We start from the raw sequence: 16,431 nt of genomic DNA on the forward strand, positions 1-16,431 counted from the left end.
TTCCTCACCGACATCCTCAACGCACCTGCCCGTTAACCTGGACTCGTTGCCGTGGCCCCTGATTGCTAGGGCTGGCCAAACCGCTCTGCCATGCCGTATCATAGGTGCGTCGACTTCTTCAGAAAGTCGCCGCCATGCGTTCGCTGGCAGTCCTTGCGACCTCGCTTGCAATCGCCGGCCTCCCTGCCGAGGCGGGAGAGCCCTACCGCATAGCCGCCGACGCCGCGGAATGCCTCAGGGCCCGAGCGGACACCTATCTCGCGGAGCCCGACCGCGACGTGTTCCTGATCGTCGTCGCGGGCTGCGAGGACGCGGGCGTCGACGCCTCCTCGCAGTCTATCGCAAGCTCCGGCGTCGACGGGCCCGGCATCGCCGGTGGCACTGGAGAAGACATCATCGTCCTCACGCGCAAGCAGCTCGAATGCCTGCGGGACGCCTATTCCGCGGTCGCCCGGCCGGTACCGGTCGACCTAGTGGCACTCAACTTCTCGTCCTGCCGCCCGGATGACGGATAGGCCGCACTGGACCGACCGGCCGAGTTGGCGCTCGCTCCGCGCCAGCGCCGAGCTTGCCGGCATAGTCGTGGGACTTCTCGGCCTTCTCTTGCTGTGGCTCGAACTGCGCCACATGGATCGGACGGCGAAGATCGAACGGTCCCTCGCGCTGATCGAGCGGTTTCACGGCGGTGAGGTGGCCAGGGCGCGAGGCGTGCTGGACGACGTCGCCTTCAGCTACAATGCGCGCCTTCGGACGGCGCCGGAGAGTCAGCGTCCCAACGACAAGCAGATCGCGCAGATCGCGGTTGGCGAGATGCTTTCCGAAAGCGCGACCTCCCGCGCCAAGCTATCCGAGCTTCTGCTGGTCACCCGCTTCCTCGACGAGGCGGCGCTGTGCGTCGAGGCCGGTCTGTGCCGCCGCGACATCGTCTGCCAATACCTCACCACCTACGCCAGGGGCCTGTACGCCACGTTCGGGGCCGCGATCGAAGAGTATCGGCGCATCAACGACCTGGGCAACCTCGGCCTTGGCGTCGACAGAATGAGGAACTACACATGCGAACCGGCCTTTTCGTAGCGGCGGTCCTTCTGACAGCGTCTCTGGCGCCCCTGACCCGGGCCGCCGAGTTTTACGAGGCCGAAGCCTTCGCCACCGACTACGTTTCTCCTTTTCCAAAGAGCACCGTCGGCGACTATTTCGCGTCGGGCTACAAGCCCGGCCTGCCCGCCCTCCGCCACATCCGCATGGAGGGCAGAATCGAGCAAGGCGATGCCGCCAAGCTGGCCCCGTTGCTCCAAGGTGCCGATCCGTTCGGCAGTATCGTTCTCTCGATGAACTCGCCCGGCGGCAATTTCGAGGCCGGGATCAAACTCGGCGACGCCATCGCACAGGCGAGCGTGATGACCTTCGTCGGCCCCGGCGACGAGTGCCTTTCCTCCTGCGCCTTCGCCTTTCTCGGTGGCCAGCAGATGGTGATCCGCGGGGTCCTGACGGCTCCGGCGCGGGTACTGCACGTCGGCGGCACGCTCGGCCTTCACGCGCCCTCGCTCCCGGGCAAGGTGCCCGCCGCCCTGCTCGAGACAGAGGCCGCCGTGCTGCTGGCCGACGTCGCCAAGCCAACCCGCGAAAACATACAAGACCTGCAGCGCCGCTCCGGCCCCTGGCAGATCTCGCCGAACCTGCTCTTCGAAATTCTGGGCCGGGTCGGGGCCAGCGAGTTTCTCTACATCGACCGCTGGCACGAGGCCTACGAGAACGAGATTCTCGTCGTCGCTGACGCGATCCGCCCGCCACCCCACGTCGGCATGATCGAGGCGCTTCAGGGCTGCTCGCTCGTGCTCGGCACGCTGCTCTGGGAGGCAAACCCGACGGCCGGCGCGCCCTACTACACCGGCGTGCGCGACGACTGGCTGCCAGGCGCCGCATTCTTCCGTTTCGGCCTCGGCCAGGCGTTCGACGTCGCGGTCGTCGAAGGCGATGGCGGCCCGGTCTATACGATCACCCAGGTCATCGGCGGCCGCGGCACTGTCGCCTGCGAGGTGCGGCGCGTCGGCGAGACCTGGACCGCGACTCCGTCGGGCGATCTACCCACCACCTCGGATATGGCGCGCCTCCTGAAGGAGGGGGGCGGCTTGGTCCTCAACTCGAAGTCGGCGCTCGGATTCGGCTTGCCCTGGCCGGTAATCGGCGCCTCCGACCTCTATGTCCGCGATGCCGAACGCCTGTGGGAGGGCCTTCCGCCCGATATCCTCGCCGCGGCCGACGAGCTCGACCTCTGCGAGGGCGACCAGCAGGCTATCTGGTCGGTCGTCTGCCGCTTTCCCCTTCTCCAGCGCTCCGTTGCCGTTCTCGACGCCCTCGCCGACGCCGGCCGCGCCGACCTTACCGGCGCTGCCCAGGCCCGCGCGACCTGGTCGGCGGACATCGAGCGCCTCTGCCGACCGCAAGAAGCCGGCTTCAAGTCACCGATCGCGGAGACGATGGCAGGCTACTGTGGACTTAGCGTCACTCACGCGCTCATCCGCGAGGGTGCCCACACATGGCTGGCGAAGTGATCGCGCGCCGCTGCTTGACGCTTCGCCCGCGACCGCTGTTCGCGCAGCACCGCCCGCCCGCGCATAGCGCCGGGATGGGGCCCTGAGCCATCGTAGGGCAGCGCACCCCCGACCACGACTGCGGGCATCCCGCGCGCAACGTGCGATGCTACACCCTGGACCCCCGCGCGCCGTCCGCTACACTGCCGCGCCATGCTGACCACCGGGCCGCTCAACGACCTCGCCGGCGAGATCGCGGGCGACGGCCGCCGGCAGGCAGGCCGATGCGATGAGAAAGCCGATAACACCCGCGCGCTTGACCACGAACGCCTCCATCCCGGCGAGCGACCCTAAAGCAGGTCGTCGCATGTTAGCAGGAAGCGCGCCATGAACGCTCTCGTAGAGCCAATCATGCAATGCCGGGACCGCCTGATCACGCATCCTCCTGCAGGATGGCCGCGCCAGCGGCTCAGACGCTCCGCCGGCGCCGCAGCCACGCCATGCCGGCCAGTCCCGAGGCCGCGAGCGCGAGCCCGAGCGGCTCCGGGACGGCCACCAGCACGTCCAGCCGGTTGATGGCCAGGGCGCCCGCGGGCTGCAGCGGGCCCGGCTGGTCCACGAAGAACCTGGCGTAGCTGATGTCGGCAACCTCCGACACCACGCCGACGAAGGGTGCCGAGTCGTCCTGGGCGTTGCTCGAGGTCCCGGAGAAGTTGGCGGTGAACAGCGGCATGTCCGTCACTGAGAACAGCTCCACGAAGCCGGTAAAGGGGCCGATCTGATAGTGCGCGTCGATCTGGGCGCCGAAGCCGCTGACCGGGGTGCCGAAGCGCACGATGAAGGTGTCGCTCTGGCTGCCCGCGTCGGTCAGCAGATGATCCCCCGGCGCGAAGCTGCCGGTGTAGCTGGCGCCTTCGTCGGCGCGCTGCAGTAGCCCCTGTGAGGAGGCGACGCCGATGGTGAGGCCGCTGACGATGCGCTGGTCCGGCGTCAAGATCAGCGTGCCGTCCGGGCCGAACACGTCCCAGTCGACCGCGATCGTCGGCCCCACGGCGTTGAAGGCGGCTCGGGAGTCGTACTGGACGTAGGCGGCCCGTGCGGCGTCCGGCGCGAGCAGGGCCGCGATGGGGCTCAGCAGGACGGCGAGAACCGGTGCGCAGACCGGGAACAGGTTCTTCCGCATGCTTTCTCTCCCTGGTGACTGCAGTGCCGCTTCCAATGCAAGCAAGAAGCAGGCCGCCCCGGCGTCGCCTCATGAGCCGGCTGGCTGGGCGGTAGACCGCCCGCGCCGTGGGGCGCCACTGTAAGACCAGCGGACGCCGTCGGGGGGGCATCGCCGCCGACATCGTAAAGCAGCCCGACTGCCTCGGGTGCCCTTGCGCCGGCTGCTGACGCCCTCGCACGGCGACATCCTGGTCGAGCCGCGGCCGCGTGGCCCGCGTCCGCGCGGCTGGACCGCCGGCAGTCCGGCACTGGACCCCGGCAGCGGGTCGCCGCCACGAACCGCAGGCGCTCGTCCATCACCGAACACTCCTTCCACGGCATCACGACCTCCTGGCGAGCACGCCTGCCAGGAGGTGTTACCCATGTGTCCGGTACGATCTGTCACCTATGCTCGACGATCGCCAGTTCCGGCGCCAAGGATTGCACGGTGGTGCATGGCCTCGCCGAGGTGAAGTCCGACCTGCTGGTCTGGCCGTACGGCATCCCCGGCGCGCAGAAGGCGGCGGTCCGGGCCGAGCCCAGGCCGTCAACATCACGGCCAGGAAATGCGTCGCACACCCCTAAAAGGAGAGAGACAGTGCCTCAGACGATGGACATGCTCAGCAGCGACGCCTTCAACGCGGCCACCATGATCCAAGCGAACGATCGCATCGAGGACCGGTTGCTGAGAACCGTCATGTTAGGCGCCCAGCATCTGCCGTCGGCGACGCCGCAGAAGGAGCATGGGCACCACTGCGGTCGCGCTCAGCATCATGAACCATGAGCCGGGCTCGGGCACGGCCCGCGCCCAGGTCGTGATGCGGAGTTCTCCAGAGACGTACCGCGACTCCCCTGGTGCCAAGCCAAGACCGTAAATCCAAAGCTCGCTATGGTCTGGCGACTGCGGCGCGCAGTAGAGCGTCGGCGGGTTCCTGTCGTCGACATAGTAGTGGCCGGGAGGGCTATCGGTGCGACAGGTATGAAAGTCGCCGATAAAGGCGTCAGGACTGTGCTCCGACGTGTCTCTCAGAGAGCTTTCGAAGAAGGCGATCTCCCGCCCCACGTCATTGACGTAGGCGCCTGAGAGGCCGAATGCGCCAGGCGGAAAGGCGCTGTAGAACGTGCTGAAATAGTAGAAACCGATCGTGATGTCGCTGACGTTCGTGATCGCCAGAGTGAACTCAATGGCAATGCTGCTTTCGGCGTACCCGACACCGTCCACGATCGACCAGGCATCGATGTGGTAGCTTGCACCCGACGGTCCCACCTCCCCGTAGTATTCGGACCCGCTTGTCGCGTCACCGACCTCGCGCTTGTGCTGAGTGACCGCCACGTCCACGAACGACATGGAGAGATAGTCGAAAACATCATGATCGGAGACGTAGTCATCGGGATCGGTGCCGATCTGCGCTACCCAGGGAAAGACGGAGAAGCCGCTGCCATAGACCGCTCCGATCGCGGCCGCGTGAGTCAGCGGCGCTGCGACCATCAGGGAAGCGGCCGCTGCTAGTGCCGCAACGATCGGGCGCATCCGTTCCATGACGTTCTCCTTCTCGGCCTCAAGCAACTGCTCTGGCCAGAAGGAGCAGCACTTGGGCACCGAGATCTACGCAAGCCGCATGCCAGAGAGGAAGTTCTAAGACTTCCAACGTGGTAGGCGGCGCCAACAGCGCTGCCGTCAGCCGACGTGCTGAGGCTGTCAAAGTTCTTTGCCAACGGCGCAGGCTGCCATCCGGCCGGACGACCGCTTCGTCGACATCGGTGCCCACTGCGGCCACTACGGCCTGACCGCGGCGTCGCAACTTCCGTCAAGCGGACTTGACACCAGGTGCAGGACCGTCAATCCCCTTGACGCGTGCACTGGGCTCGTAACGGACGATACCGTTGATTGCATTGACCTTTCAGCCAAGGGCCTCCTGGCATCATATTTGCAGGTGTACGGTCAGTTGACGGTGGCACCCGCCAATCCGGCTCTGGTGATGCCAGCGATATCGGAGGAGGATCCGTCCATGACGAAGCGGTCGGCTGCCCTGCTTGGCTTTTTGTCTGCGATGATCGCCACCACCGTCGTAGCGAGCACGACGGAAGCAAGCGCAACACTCCTCATCACCGACAATTGGCGATATACTACCTCCAATACATCGAGCACCAGCGACGCAAGCGCGTCCTATTCGCCCCTGACCTTCACGAATCTCGTCGCACCTGACGGCCTCTCGGGCGAGACAAGCGCTACTGCACAAGGCACCGCTACGGCGTTCGAGGACCTTCTTGGCGGCAACTCGGCGTCCGTCGACTTGGAGTTCACATTCCAGTTCAGTGTCAACAAATCCAAGCCGCTATTCATTGTGCTGCTGGCGGATCAGTTGACCGGCTCCCTCTCTCTCCAGGATACAGAGAGTGACCCGGGCGGCGCGAGTTATTTCAGCAACGCGACCCTAGTCAGAACGAACACAAATGCTGTTGTCGCTAGCCTCCCATCTAGAGTTGGATTAAGGAGAGCAGAAGGAACATCAACCGTTAATGAAAGCGTTCTCTTTGGGAGTAATGTGTTCTCAATCCCAAATGGGGACTATTCCCTCACAGGCACCCTCAACCTGGATGCGGTCGCCACCGCCGGCGTCGGCGACGACAGAGTGCAGAGCAGCTTCAAGTACCAGGTAAAGATGCGCTGGGTTGAGGTGCCCGCACCTCCGACCGTGCTTCTGCTACTCGCCGGGCTCGCTGCTCTTCCATTTTGTGCTGGGCGTGCGCGGTGGAGGGCGGCATAGCCATGGAGGGTCGCCGCCAGCGCCACTTCGGTGCGAGCCGGACGGTCTCAAGGGCGCCTGCCGCGAGGCCGGACGGCTGCAGCTAGCCCGGCTCTTCGGGCGCCGCGGTCGCCCCGAGGCTGAGAGAGATGCGATTGCTAGCTAAGGGCAGGCACCTTTGTGACCAGGAAGTCAGAAGGCCGGACACTGCCCCATGTCTAGGTGTTTAGTTTAGTTTAGTTTACTACCCATCACGCCTTTCACGGCATCACGACCTCCTGGCGAGCATGCCTGCCAGGGGGTGTTACCCATGTGTCCGGTACGAACTGTCACCTATGTCTTGGGCCGCTCACCCACGAGAAGAGATTCCTTGACTGCGGGCCGCCTGGGCCGCGGGCGGCGCGCGTCCAGCTCAAGCGAGACGGTCCGCGACGCCGGCAGGTCCACCGTCGCCTGCTCCCCGCCACTCCTTGAGGCTTCCTCTGCCCAGGTCGTTGCATATCGCTACCGTGACGAGCGCAATCCAAGCTATGAGTACTCGCCTGACCGGCGCGGCCATTGTCGATGATACCTAAAGATCGCAAGACGAGCCTCGAGAGCTTTCTGCGCGCTCTGTACCCTCGAGATGACGATGGGTGCGAGCGCCTTCGAGCGTTCATCAGATCACTCTGGAGCGATTTCGACAGCGCAGGTCTCGCCGACCCCCATGCGTTCCAAGAGCTCACTGCAGGAGACGAACGCAGATTTCAGGACCGGCTCACTGAAATGCTGCTGGCGAGACATTTCGCCGACTGCGGTTATGGCCTTAGTTCAGGGGCAGCCGGACCAGATTTGCGAGTCGAGGGGAGTGGGCACACCTTCTGGGTGGAAGCGATAACACCGGGGCCGGCAGAGATTGACCCGGCCCTCCTCTGCCTGGGCCCAAGCGGTGAGCCTGTCGTGCGCAGTACGCCCTACGACCAGATCAAGCTACGCTGGACGCACGCATTGCACGAGAAGTGGCGAAAGCTCGAGGGCCACGAGCGCGGCGGCAAGCCGGGCTATGTCGAGAAGGAGATTGTCGGCGCGGCCGACCCCTACGTGATCGCGATCAATAGCAGCCGGCTCGGGTCACCATTCGACGCCTTCTACGGCAGCACTCAACGCCCGTTCGCTGTGGAGATGGTCTCAGCGCTGGGTCCGATCACCGTGTCCGTCTCCAGGAAGTCCGGTGACATCTTGTCCCAAGGCCACCCCTATCGAGGAGCCATCCCGAAAGGCGACGATGGCTCGATCCCCACGGACTCCTTCCTCCAGCCTGCCTACGCCGGCGTCAGCGCGATCCTCGCCATGCATGTCGATGAGCGCGTGGCGATCGGCAATCCATCGCCCATGGTCGCGGTGCACAATTGCCAAGCCAGGAACCGACTGCCAGCAGGAATCTTTAACGTGGACATTGAGTATGAGGTCGAAAAGCTGGGCGACGAGATAGAGGTCAGGACAGTGGCCGGCGGAGATGCTGCGGCGTGGGCATCCCATCACGTCTTTTGGTGTCTGCTGCGACGCTCGTTCGTTAAGTCCCGCAGGAATCATAATCCGCGTGTCGGGGGTTCAAGTCCCTCCCCCGCTACCAAGGAACTAACGAGCAGCCAGCAGCTCGCCCAGGTCAGACACTCCGCGACCTACGCCCTGCGGGGCCCCGAGGTCCTGGCTCCTCTTGGGAATGAGGCGCCGCCCCGGCGCCCTCCGCCGCGAGCCTATCAAGACGCACAAGAGGCCAAACAGCCCCGCGAGCAGCATCGACAGCCCCGAGGGCTCGGGGACAGAGACGGTGCGCCCGCTGAGTTGCGTCGTCGTGAAGGAGCCGGACGAGCGGTACCTGTTGGCCAGGTCGTCGGCGTAGATACTGCCGGCGTCGGCCACCAAGACCCCTTGGTTGCTGGGTTTAAAGGGATCGCTTTGGCTCGGCGGCGACGGCGGCGGTGGTGGCGGCGTCGGATCTGGTGTCAGAGTCGTCTTGACGGCGGCGCTGACGGCCGTGGCACCGACGGTCGCGGCGCCTCCGACGATCAGGCCGGTCTTGAGCCCCGCCGCCACGCCGGCAGGAGCTCCCGCACCGCCAGTTCCCAGCGTGATTGCTCCTCCGGCAATCAAGCCGCTCACCACGCCCGCTCCGATGCCGGCTAGGAACTCCGCGCCGACCACCCAGCCCCAGAACGAGTCGGTCCCGATCTTCGTCTGCTGCGCGAACTCCATCGTCAGATAGTCCCCGGCCCCGGTATCGAACAGCCACGTTGTGGTGCCGTTCATCAGTAGGGGCTGCGAGCCGAGCAGCCCGCTTCCGTCGAACGACACCGTCACGTCCGTGCCGTCGCTGCCGCTCAGGATGCCAGTGTAGTTCATGGTGAGGGGCACCCCCCCGAAGACGCCCGCTCCGGCGTAGCTCCAGCCGGCATCGCTGTAGGCGCCGGACCAGGAGATGCCCCCCGCGCCAATCGCAGCCCCGCCGTTGGTGATCCCATCCGGGTTCAGCAGCGAGTAGTCGGCCAAGGTCGTCAGGACCGAAGTCGTCGCCTCGGCCGCAGTGATGAGGTTCATCTCCTGCAGGATCGTCGCGGCGTCTGCGCTACCGGCGTGAAGGGCGATCGGCAGCACCACCAGGACCCCGAGCTTATTGCTGTGCATGGCGATTTCCTCTTCTCACAGACTGAATTCACCGTGCCTTAAGAGGGTGTTTTCTTGCAAGATTCGAGCCAAACACGATCGGTACAACATTTCATATACTTGGCAGGTACTTCTCGCGATGACGTAACGGAAGCTGTAAGCTCACCCGTCACTGTTGCGTTGACACGACGACAAAATGTAAGGCCTGCTGACTACTTGATAATCGCGACAGGCGGTTCACCACCAGCCGGGACGCGAGGATGCAGCAACAGGTGTCAGCCGACCCACGACTACGGCTCTGCTACCGAGCCGACGCCTGCCACGCGGGCCCAACCCGTCGCCGGGATGACCCGTCGCAAACACACCTCACGCTCGTCACCTGAGGCGCCCCCCCTTCGCGGTCCGAGCTGACGGGTGTATCATCCGATCCGGCCGTGGTCGCGCAGGCCACGGTCTTCAGAGGTTCCGATGGCGACGACCTCTCGTCACGACGCCTGGGCGGCCGGCGACAGCTATGACGCCTACATGGGCCGGTGGAGCCGGCCGGTCGCGGCCCGCTTCCTCGACTGGCTGGCCCTGCCGAGCGGCCTGGACTGGCTGGAGCTTGGCTGCGGCACCGGGGCCATGACGGCCGCCGTCGTCCGGCAGTGCGAGCCGGCGAGCCTCGTCGCCGTCGATCCTTCCGAAGGCTTCCTGGCCAAGGCCCGGCAGAACGTCGACGACCCGCGCGTGGAGTTTCGCGTCGGCGACGCCGGCAGCCTCGCGTCCCAGCCCTCGGGCAGCCGGGATGTCGCGGTTGCGGCGCTGGTCATCAACTTCATCCCCGACCGGGCTGGGGCGCTGCGCGAGATGAAGCGGATCGTCCGCCCAGGCGGCACGGTCGGCTTCTACGTCTGGGACTACCCCGGCGGCGGGGTCGAGTTCATGCGCGCGTTCTGGACCGCGGCCATCGCACTCGACCCCATGGCCCGCGACCTGACCGAAGACCGGCGCTTCCCGTTCTGCACCCGCGAGGCCCTTGTCGACTTGGCCCGGCAGGCCGGCCTCGGCGCTCTCGAGCTCACCGCCATCGAATCCGCTTCGGTGTTCCGGGACTTCGACGACTACTGGCGCCCCTTCACGCTGGGCGCCGGCCCCGCGCCGGGCTACTGCGCGAGCCTTTCGCCCGAGGCACGCGAGCGTCTGAGGCAGAGCCTGTACGACAGCCTGCCTCGACAGGAGGACGGCGCGATCGCGCTCGGCACGAGGGCCTGGGCCGTGAAGGCGCGCGTGGGCTGACGCCGGCGCGCGTTCACCAGTCCTGGGCGTTTTGAAGGGTCACGACCGGGCGCTCCGTGGATTGGCACACCCGGCAGGCACGCCTGCCAGGAGATGTTGTCCCATGCGTCCGGTACGATCCGTCAACTTTGTCTCGGGGTCGCTCATCTTAGCAAACTCCCACGCTTGCGAAGGCACTGTGGGCCTTCGCAGGCGGCTTTCGGCGACTCGTGGAGCGCAAGGTCGCCGGACGGCGTGGATCGGCTCAGGGAGGTGATCCAGCACGACAAGGCCGCCCCGGATCAGCTCCGCCGTCACGATAGCGCCCGTTCCGCGGTCCTCATCGGACGGCTACCTTACATTACACCTGATACCAAAACGTCCGGATCTTTGACACACTGGACGCGCCTACAATGACCGGTGTTTGGTTAACCTATTGAACTAGATGGGGACGAACCTTTGGCACGACGCTTGCGTAAATTTGCAACTAAATAGGACGGGTACGAGCCGTACTTGGTCGGCTATGGCAGGCTTGGCACCGTCTCTCTCGTGCGGGAGGTGCGCTATGATGCGAAATCTGCTTGCCGCGGCAACAGTCAGAGTGACGCTGCATAGGTCCCAGAACCTACTAAAATCTGCGATTGAGGCGATCGGTACTGCGAGTGCCTCTCATGCTATGAACCGACAAGCCGCGGCCCACGTTTGGCGCCTCGTCGTGCCCGCACTGCTTTTTGCCACACTCGCCATTGATCCGGTCCCTGCGAACTCGGCCATCATTGGCATCAATAATCCGAGTTTTGAGCTCGCCGACCCGAACTCAGGGAAGCCACTGAACTGGGATGTTGCGGGAGTTGTGTCGGCAGGAGTCCAATTTAACATAGCATCCCCACCTCGAGAAGGTGACCGCGCCGCGATATTGACGGCCAGCCCCTCCCTTCGGGTTCCAAGAGAGCAACTCGAGTTACTCCTTGAGCTTCCAGCAGGTCGTCTCAATACGCTCGGGCAAGGAACCGTCGATGGCGGTTCTGCGCTTGCCCAGACGGTTGCGCTTCCTGCCGGCAAACGTCTCGTGTTTGATTTCGACTTTGGCATCTTCAACTTTCAAAACACTCAAGATTTCGCACTCTTCTCGATAACGCGAGAGTTCTTGCCTGGGCTATTTTTTGACGAAGAGGTTTTTGTACTCGCCGACACTGACTCGTTATTGACAATTCCGCCCGGTGACAGATTTCCCGAAACGAGCTACCGCCGATTTGTCTTGCCCATCACAGAGACCGCTATCTACCGGATTGGTTTCGCCGTTGTGAACGCGAATGGGAACCAGGTACAGTCCGCGCTGGCGGTGGATTGGGTCAGGGTTGTCCCTGAACCCCCGACTTTCGTGGTTCTATTGTGCGGACTGTGCATGGCGTTGTGCTCCATTTGGCGGCGTCGAGGCACCTCGGCGTAGGTTGGCGGTGAGGAAGGGGCGTCCCAAGGTTGCTAGGACTCCCCCTTCGTCGCTGGAACGCATTGATGCAGCGCAAGAAGAGCAGCTCAGTACCCCCATTTGACGCATGTCAGGGTCAAATATCGGCCAGTCCTGTGGGTATCAGCCCTCATAATCCGAAGCTCGCAGTTTCGTCGGCGCTTCCAATGCAAGCAAGAAGCAGCCCGCCCCGGCGTCGCCTCATGAGCCGGCTGGCTGGGCGGTAGACCGCCCGCGCCGTGGGGCGCCACTGTAAGACCAGCGGACGCCGTCGGGGGGGCATCGCCGCCGACATCGTAAAGCAGCCCGACTGCCTCGGGTGCCCTTGCGCCGGCTGCTGACGCCCTCGCACGGCGACATCCTGGTCGAGCCGCGACCGCGCAGGGGAGCAGCGCGGGGGCGGCCGTCGGCAGTCCGAGCAGTGCTGGACCAGGACGGCTCCTGCCAAGAGGTGCTACCCATGTTTCCGGTACGATCCGTCACCTATCAGCCGGACCTTGTTCGAGCGCAGGATCAGCACCCGGTCGCCGACCGCCAGCCCCTCGTCGTCGATCTGGACAACGGCGATCGTCTGGCCGTTGTCCTGCCGGACCACGAACTCCTTGGCTCCGGCCCGGCTCAGCTGCGCCTCCGCGACCGCGCCGACAAGGCCGCCGGCCACCGCACCGCCGACGGCGCCGATGATGTTGGTCCGTACGCTGCCGCCGAGCGGCCCGGCCCATCTCCGAGCGGGAGTAAGTGCTGGCGTTCGGCGGCTGCAGGCAGCCCGCGAGCAGGCCGCCCGCTAGCAGACAGAGGGCGAGCAGCGGCGCGAGTGGGCGGGCCGCTCTCACGTGACGGGGCATTCGTCCTCGAGGCCCTGCCTGAAGCCGGGGTCCCTGAGCAGCTGGCCGATGTTGTCCGAAACCAGCTTGTTCAGGTTCGCGATGATCACCTCCGCCGGGACGAACTTGCTGGCGTTGAACTTCGTCCCGTAGGTGCTGTCGAGCAGCGCCGTGCCGTCCGAGCCGTAGAGGATGTAGCGGATGTCCGTCATGTAGTCGCTGCTGAAGCCCAGCGAGTTCAGCCGAAAGCGATTGACCTCCCCGGTGAGGCGGCAGTCCCCGCGCAGCTTGACGCCTGCCACGCGCAGTTCCTGCGCCACGGCGACAGCGACGAAGCGTCCGACCGGCTCGGTCAGATGAAGCGACCCGAGCGCCGCCTCCTCGATCTCGTCCTGCGCCACGCCCTCCGGCGGGAAATAGCCGAAGTCATCCACGGTCAGCGCCCCTTCCAGCTCCTGCGTGTTCTGCGGCACGTAGGTCAAGGAAATGCGCGGCTGCGCGCAGGCGCCCAGAATCAAACAACCGACCAGCATCAGGAATGTCGGTTTCACGCCCCCTACCCCCGAGAAAAACCAGCCCCAGCCCCAACTTAGGCGATCATGCAGCCCCGATCCAGCGTCTTTGCGGTGCACACGCAAGACCGCCTGCACCGCTTCCACGGGGCCTCGCCCTTGCAATGTCGAACCCGACCCCGCACCCTCGGTGCCCCGCGAAGCTGCGGGTTGCGGGGGCCGACATCCCGCGGTCGCCAACGGTTCCCGACGGTGGAGTGCGGCGGCCGCAGGCGCTCCCAGGACGGGCGACGGATAGGGCGCTATGGCGCGAGAGCCGGAAACCACACCCAGCGATCGGCCTGCCCAGGCCCAACTGGAATCCGCGGCGGACTCGAACCACGCCACGGAGCTCAGGATCGTCCTGCCGTTCGGCTCTCTCGCCATGTTCGCGAGCCTCGTCTCGCTCGCGGTCTGCTACGGCATCAATCTCGCGCGGGCCATCTTTGACGTCGCCTTGCCGATCAATCCCCATCTCCAGGGCGTCATCATGTGGGGCTTCGCGCTGCTCGCCGTCTATGCGCTCTGGCGCGACCGGCGCACCCACGCCAACAGCCTTCCCATCGCGCTTGGCGGCGCCGGCGCTGCGGTGCTGATCGCCACGCTCTATCTCAACTACGACACGCGCGTGGAGGCCCTGGCCTATGTGCTGATCGTCATCGCCGCGCTGCTCAACCAGAACGCATTCCTGGTCACGCTGAACCGGACGGTGCGACGGCAGGCGCAGGAGATCGAGGCCCTCAACCGCCACCTGGCGCAAACGGTCGAGAGCCAGGACCACGAGATCGACCGCCTCGGCCGATTGAAGCAGTTCCTGGCACCGCAGGTGGCCGAGCTGGTCGTGGCCGAAAAGGACACGCACGTCCTCGACACCCATCGGCGCTACATCGCCTGCCTCTTCTGCGACCTCCGGAGCTTCACCGCCGCGGCCGAAAGGGCCGAACCCGAGGAGGTGATCGAAATCCTGCAGGCTTTCCACGATCGCGTCGGCGAGCTCGTGCTCGAGCACCGGGGGACGATCGGCTTCCGCGCCGGCGACGGCCTGATGGCCTTCTTCAACGATCCCCTTCCCTGCGCGGAACCGGTGCTGGACGCCGTGCGCCTGGGCCTCGACATCCGCAGCGCGTTCGAGGCGCTGCGCGCCTCCTGGCCGGTCTGCGGCGGGTCGATCGGCCTCGGGATCGGGATTGGCAGCGGATACGCGACCCTGGGGCTGATCGGCTTCCGGGGTCGCGCCGACTACACCGCCGTCGGCAGGGTCGTGAACGTCGCTTCTCGGCTCTGCGATCGTGCCGCCGACGGCGAAATCCTTCTGGGCCAGCGCGCCTACCAGGACGTGGAGGCGCGTGTCGACGCCGAGCCGCTGGGTGCGGCCGATTTGAAGGGCGTGACGTCGCCGGTGGAGATCCATCGCTTGCGCGCCCTGCGCCAGACCGAGTGATCAGGGGCAGGCGTCCGCCCGAGACGCTCGCCCGGGTCTCGGACCGCTCGCCTGGCCGACCGCTCGCCGGGCGCGCTTCGCACGGAAAATTCCGGGAAGCGCTTGTTCAGGCGGCATCCGCCCGCAAGGGCGGGCGGGCCGCTCACCGAGGCGACCGTTCCGATCGCTCGCGGCCCGGCTGCGGCCCCGGATCGGGCGCGGCATCGGTTTTCGGTTCCCGCATCGCCAGCAGGCCGCGGGTCGGCTCGTCCGGCCGGAGCTTGTCGTTGGCGACCATCCAGAAGACCACGACGATCACGCCGATGCAGGCGCCCAGGAACAGCAGGCCCGTCACCATGGCTCCGACCGCCTTTCGAGCATCGCGGGGTCTCGCGGGAGCATCATCGCCTGGGCTCCAGGGCGGCCGTTGCGGGCCCGCGCCGCAAGGCTGTCGAAGGCGCGTCCGCGCCGACCACGACCTCCGCCTCCACCAGGCGGCGCAGATGCAGGAGGATCGGCACGAACAGCCAGTAGCCGGCCCAGAACTCGACCGACATCGAGGCGCCGGCGACGATGTAGCCGGCCAGCGTCGCCTGCGCCATCGACGCCAGGTCGTGGGCCCATTCCAGCCCCCGCCTGTCGCGCGCCAGGCGCCGGACCCGGGCCGCGTTGCGCCAGGTCAGGAACATGATCAGCAGATAGACGGCCAGGCCGAGGAAGCCCATCGCGGCGAGGATCTCGAAATAGATGCTGTGGTGGGCACGGGCGACGTAGCCGCCGCCGGTGAACATGTCGGCGACGGATTGGATGTAGCCGGCGCGGAAGCCGACACCCGTCAGCGGGTCGCCGAGCGCGATGTAGACGGCGATCCACCAGGCCTGCACCCGCGCATTGAAGGAATTGTCGTCGGTCGCACTTCCGATCGTCTCCATCCGCTCGACCCAGGTCTCGGGCATGAACATGACCATCGGAATGGCCATCGCGGCGATGACGACAAGGCTGAGGGTCCGGTGACGGGAGCGCCAGATCAGCACCAGGCCCATGGCGGCGAGGCCGATGAAGGCGCCGCGCGACTGCGTGCCCAGCACGCATATGAAGCTCAGCACCATGGCCAGGACGATACCGGTCCGCAGCGGGCGGTTCGCGGTCTGCAGGCGCAGGTAGTTCATGACCGGCAGCGCCATGACCACTGCGAGGCCGATGTGGTTGTTGTCGCCGATCATGCTGTTGGGCGGGCCAACGACATGGTAGCCGCCGCCCGAGACCAGCGTGAAGGCGCCGCCCTTGACGGCGAAGTAACCGATCGAGATGGCGTAGATCCACAGCATCGCGTGGATGCGGGCCTTGCTGTTCAGCATCGCCAGGCAGAGGAAGATGAAGACCATCTCCCGAATGAAGCGGTCGAAGAAGGTGAAGGAATAGTCCGGCAGCGCCGCCGTCAGCTGCGAGACGCCCATCAGCAGGACGAAGAGGATGAAGGCGGACAGCACGGCCGAGCCCGGCGGCACCTTCGGCTCGGCCGAGACCAGCCAGGCGAGCAGCGTCACGACGGCGACGACTAGGTTGAACTGCAAGGCCTGCGCCAGGCCGTAGACCTCCTGGTGCGGGCTCATCAGGGTCAGCCAGCCCCAGACCAGCATGCCGACCTGCGGATAGAAGAGGCAGGAGGGCAGCAGGCAGCCGATGGTGAGAATCAGGACGAAAGAGCGCATGCGCCTGGACCCGGTATCCTGGACTCTCGCGGAGCGTCCGCCCCTCGCGCGAGTTCGCCCCTGGAGGCGATCGCG

At 65.7% G+C, this 16,431-nt stretch carries 15 protein-coding genes; 7 read left to right on the plus strand and 8 right to left on the minus strand.

The features are described from left to right. The first annotated feature begins 134 nt into the window (after positions 1-134). The 3 genes from WD341_RS14835 to WD341_RS14845 all read left to right on the plus strand — a co-directional run bounded on the left by WD341_RS14835 (position 135) and on the right by WD341_RS14845 (position 2,552). Positions 135-515, plus strand: a complete 381-nt coding sequence (locus tag WD341_RS14835; RefSeq protein ID WP_368426254.1) for a hypothetical protein — start codon at positions 135-137, stop codon at positions 513-515. A gap of 88 nt (positions 516-603) precedes the next feature. After that, positions 604-1,074 (plus strand): hypothetical protein, encoded by a 471-nt coding sequence (locus tag WD341_RS14840; RefSeq protein ID WP_368426255.1) that lies wholly within the window; start codon positions 604-606, stop codon positions 1,072-1,074. Next, a complete protein-coding gene (locus tag WD341_RS14845; protein WP_368426256.1) occupies positions 1,053-2,552 on the plus strand; it encodes a hypothetical protein in 1,500 nt (499 codons plus the stop codon). The genes WD341_RS14840 and WD341_RS14845 overlap by 22 nt, the downstream gene beginning before the upstream one ends. Positions 2,553-2,729: 177 nt before the next feature. Here WD341_RS14845 and WD341_RS14850 read toward each other — a convergent pair whose 3' ends face one another. The 3 genes from WD341_RS14850 to WD341_RS14860 all read right to left on the minus strand — a co-directional run bounded on the left by WD341_RS14850 (position 2,730) and on the right by WD341_RS14860 (position 5,274). Beyond that, positions 2,730-2,972 (minus strand): hypothetical protein, encoded by a 243-nt coding sequence (locus WD341_RS14850; protein WP_368426257.1) that lies wholly within the window; start codon positions 2,970-2,972, stop codon positions 2,730-2,732. Positions 2,973-3,000: 28 nt separating this feature from the next. Beyond that, entirely contained in the window at positions 3,001-3,714 is a 714-nt protein-coding gene (locus WD341_RS14855) for a hypothetical protein (protein ID WP_368426258.1), read from the minus strand. Positions 3,715-4,434: 720 nt separating this feature from the next. Further along, on the minus strand, positions 4,435-5,274 hold the full coding sequence (locus tag WD341_RS14860; protein ID WP_368426259.1) for a PEP-CTERM sorting domain-containing protein: 840 nt from the start codon (positions 5,272-5,274) through the stop codon (positions 4,435-4,437). Positions 5,275-5,743: 469 nt separating this feature from the next. Between WD341_RS14860 and WD341_RS14865 the strand changes: the two genes are divergently transcribed. After that, positions 5,744-6,502, plus strand: coding sequence for a hypothetical protein (locus WD341_RS14865; protein ID WP_368426260.1), 759 nt, complete (start codon positions 5,744-5,746; stop codon positions 6,500-6,502). A 1,596-nt stretch (positions 6,503-8,098) separates the two neighbouring features. Here the strand turns inward: WD341_RS14865 and WD341_RS14870 are convergent. After that, the gene (locus WD341_RS14870; RefSeq protein ID WP_368426261.1) at positions 8,099-9,145 is read right to left on the minus strand and encodes a PEP-CTERM sorting domain-containing protein; all 1,047 of its coding nucleotides are present in this window, start codon (positions 9,143-9,145) and stop codon (positions 8,099-8,101) included. A gap of 447 nt (positions 9,146-9,592) precedes the next feature. Between WD341_RS14870 and WD341_RS14875 the strand changes: the two genes are divergently transcribed. Together WD341_RS14875 and WD341_RS14880 are read left to right on the plus strand one after the other, a co-directional pair. Then, complete coding sequence (locus WD341_RS14875; RefSeq protein WP_368426262.1) at positions 9,593-10,402, plus strand: class I SAM-dependent methyltransferase; 810 nt, start codon at positions 9,593-9,595, stop codon at positions 10,400-10,402. Positions 10,403-11,096: 694 nt separating this feature from the next. Next, positions 11,097-11,831 (plus strand): hypothetical protein, encoded by a 735-nt coding sequence (locus WD341_RS14880; RefSeq protein WP_368426263.1) that lies wholly within the window; start codon positions 11,097-11,099, stop codon positions 11,829-11,831. Between the two features lie 472 nt (positions 11,832-12,303). Here the strand turns inward: WD341_RS14880 and WD341_RS14885 are convergent, their stop codons facing one another. Together WD341_RS14885 and WD341_RS14890 are read right to left on the minus strand one after the other, a co-directional pair. Further along, positions 12,304-12,510, minus strand: a complete 207-nt coding sequence (locus tag WD341_RS14885) for a hypothetical protein (protein WP_368426264.1) — start codon at positions 12,508-12,510, stop codon at positions 12,304-12,306. Positions 12,511-12,678: 168 nt separating this feature from the next. Next, on the minus strand, positions 12,679-13,332 hold the full coding sequence (locus WD341_RS14890) for a hypothetical protein (RefSeq protein WP_368426265.1): 654 nt from the start codon (positions 13,330-13,332) through the stop codon (positions 12,679-12,681). A 157-nt stretch (positions 13,333-13,489) separates the two neighbouring features. On the opposite strand from WD341_RS14890, the gene WD341_RS14895 reads away from it, so the two are divergent. After that, complete coding sequence (locus tag WD341_RS14895; protein ID WP_368426266.1) at positions 13,490-14,665, plus strand: adenylate/guanylate cyclase domain-containing protein; 1,176 nt, start codon at positions 13,490-13,492, stop codon at positions 14,663-14,665. 142 nt (positions 14,666-14,807) lie between these two features. On the opposite strand, the gene WD341_RS14900 is transcribed toward WD341_RS14895, so the two are convergent. Then, complete coding sequence (locus WD341_RS14900; protein WP_368426267.1) at positions 14,808-15,002, minus strand: hypothetical protein; 195 nt, start codon at positions 15,000-15,002, stop codon at positions 14,808-14,810. Positions 15,003-15,045: 43 nt separating this feature from the next. After that, a complete protein-coding gene (locus WD341_RS14905; RefSeq protein ID WP_368426268.1) occupies positions 15,046-16,356 on the minus strand; it encodes a putative O-glycosylation ligase, exosortase A system-associated in 1,311 nt (436 codons plus the stop codon). Positions 16,357-16,431 lie beyond the last annotated feature (75 nt).

Origin of the sequence: Tistlia sp., assembly GCF_040905785.1 — a bacterium.
Classification (GTDB): domain Bacteria; phylum Pseudomonadota; class Alphaproteobacteria; order Kiloniellales; family DSM-21159; genus Tistlia.

Coding starts and splice junctions, on each gene's coding strand:
- WD341_RS14850 (WP_368426257.1), bottom strand. CDS start 2,972: ATGCGTGATCAGGCGGTCCCGGCATTGCATGATTGGCTCTACGAGAGC.
- WD341_RS14860 (WP_368426259.1), bottom strand. CDS start 5,274: ATGGAACGGATGCGCCCGATCGTTGCGGCACTAGCAGCGGCCGCTTCC.
- WD341_RS14855 (WP_368426258.1), bottom strand. CDS start 3,714: ATGCGGAAGAACCTGTTCCCGGTCTGCGCACCGGTTCTCGCCGTCCTG.
- WD341_RS14900 (WP_368426267.1), bottom strand. CDS start 15,002: ATGGTGACGGGCCTGCTGTTCCTGGGCGCCTGCATCGGCGTGATCGTC.
- WD341_RS14895 (WP_368426266.1), top strand. CDS start 13,490: ATGGCGCGAGAGCCGGAAACCACACCCAGCGATCGGCCTGCCCAGGCC.
- WD341_RS14875 (WP_368426262.1), top strand. CDS start 9,593: ATGGCGACGACCTCTCGTCACGACGCCTGGGCGGCCGGCGACAGCTAT.
- WD341_RS14905 (WP_368426268.1), bottom strand. CDS start 16,356: ATGCGCTCTTTCGTCCTGATTCTCACCATCGGCTGCCTGCTGCCCTCC.
- WD341_RS14870 (WP_368426261.1), bottom strand. CDS start 9,145: ATGCACAGCAATAAGCTCGGGGTCCTGGTGGTGCTGCCGATCGCCCTT.
- WD341_RS14845 (WP_368426256.1), top strand. CDS start 1,053: ATGCGAACCGGCCTTTTCGTAGCGGCGGTCCTTCTGACAGCGTCTCTG.
- WD341_RS14835 (WP_368426254.1), top strand. CDS start 135: ATGCGTTCGCTGGCAGTCCTTGCGACCTCGCTTGCAATCGCCGGCCTC.
- WD341_RS14865 (WP_368426260.1), top strand. CDS start 5,744: ATGACGAAGCGGTCGGCTGCCCTGCTTGGCTTTTTGTCTGCGATGATC.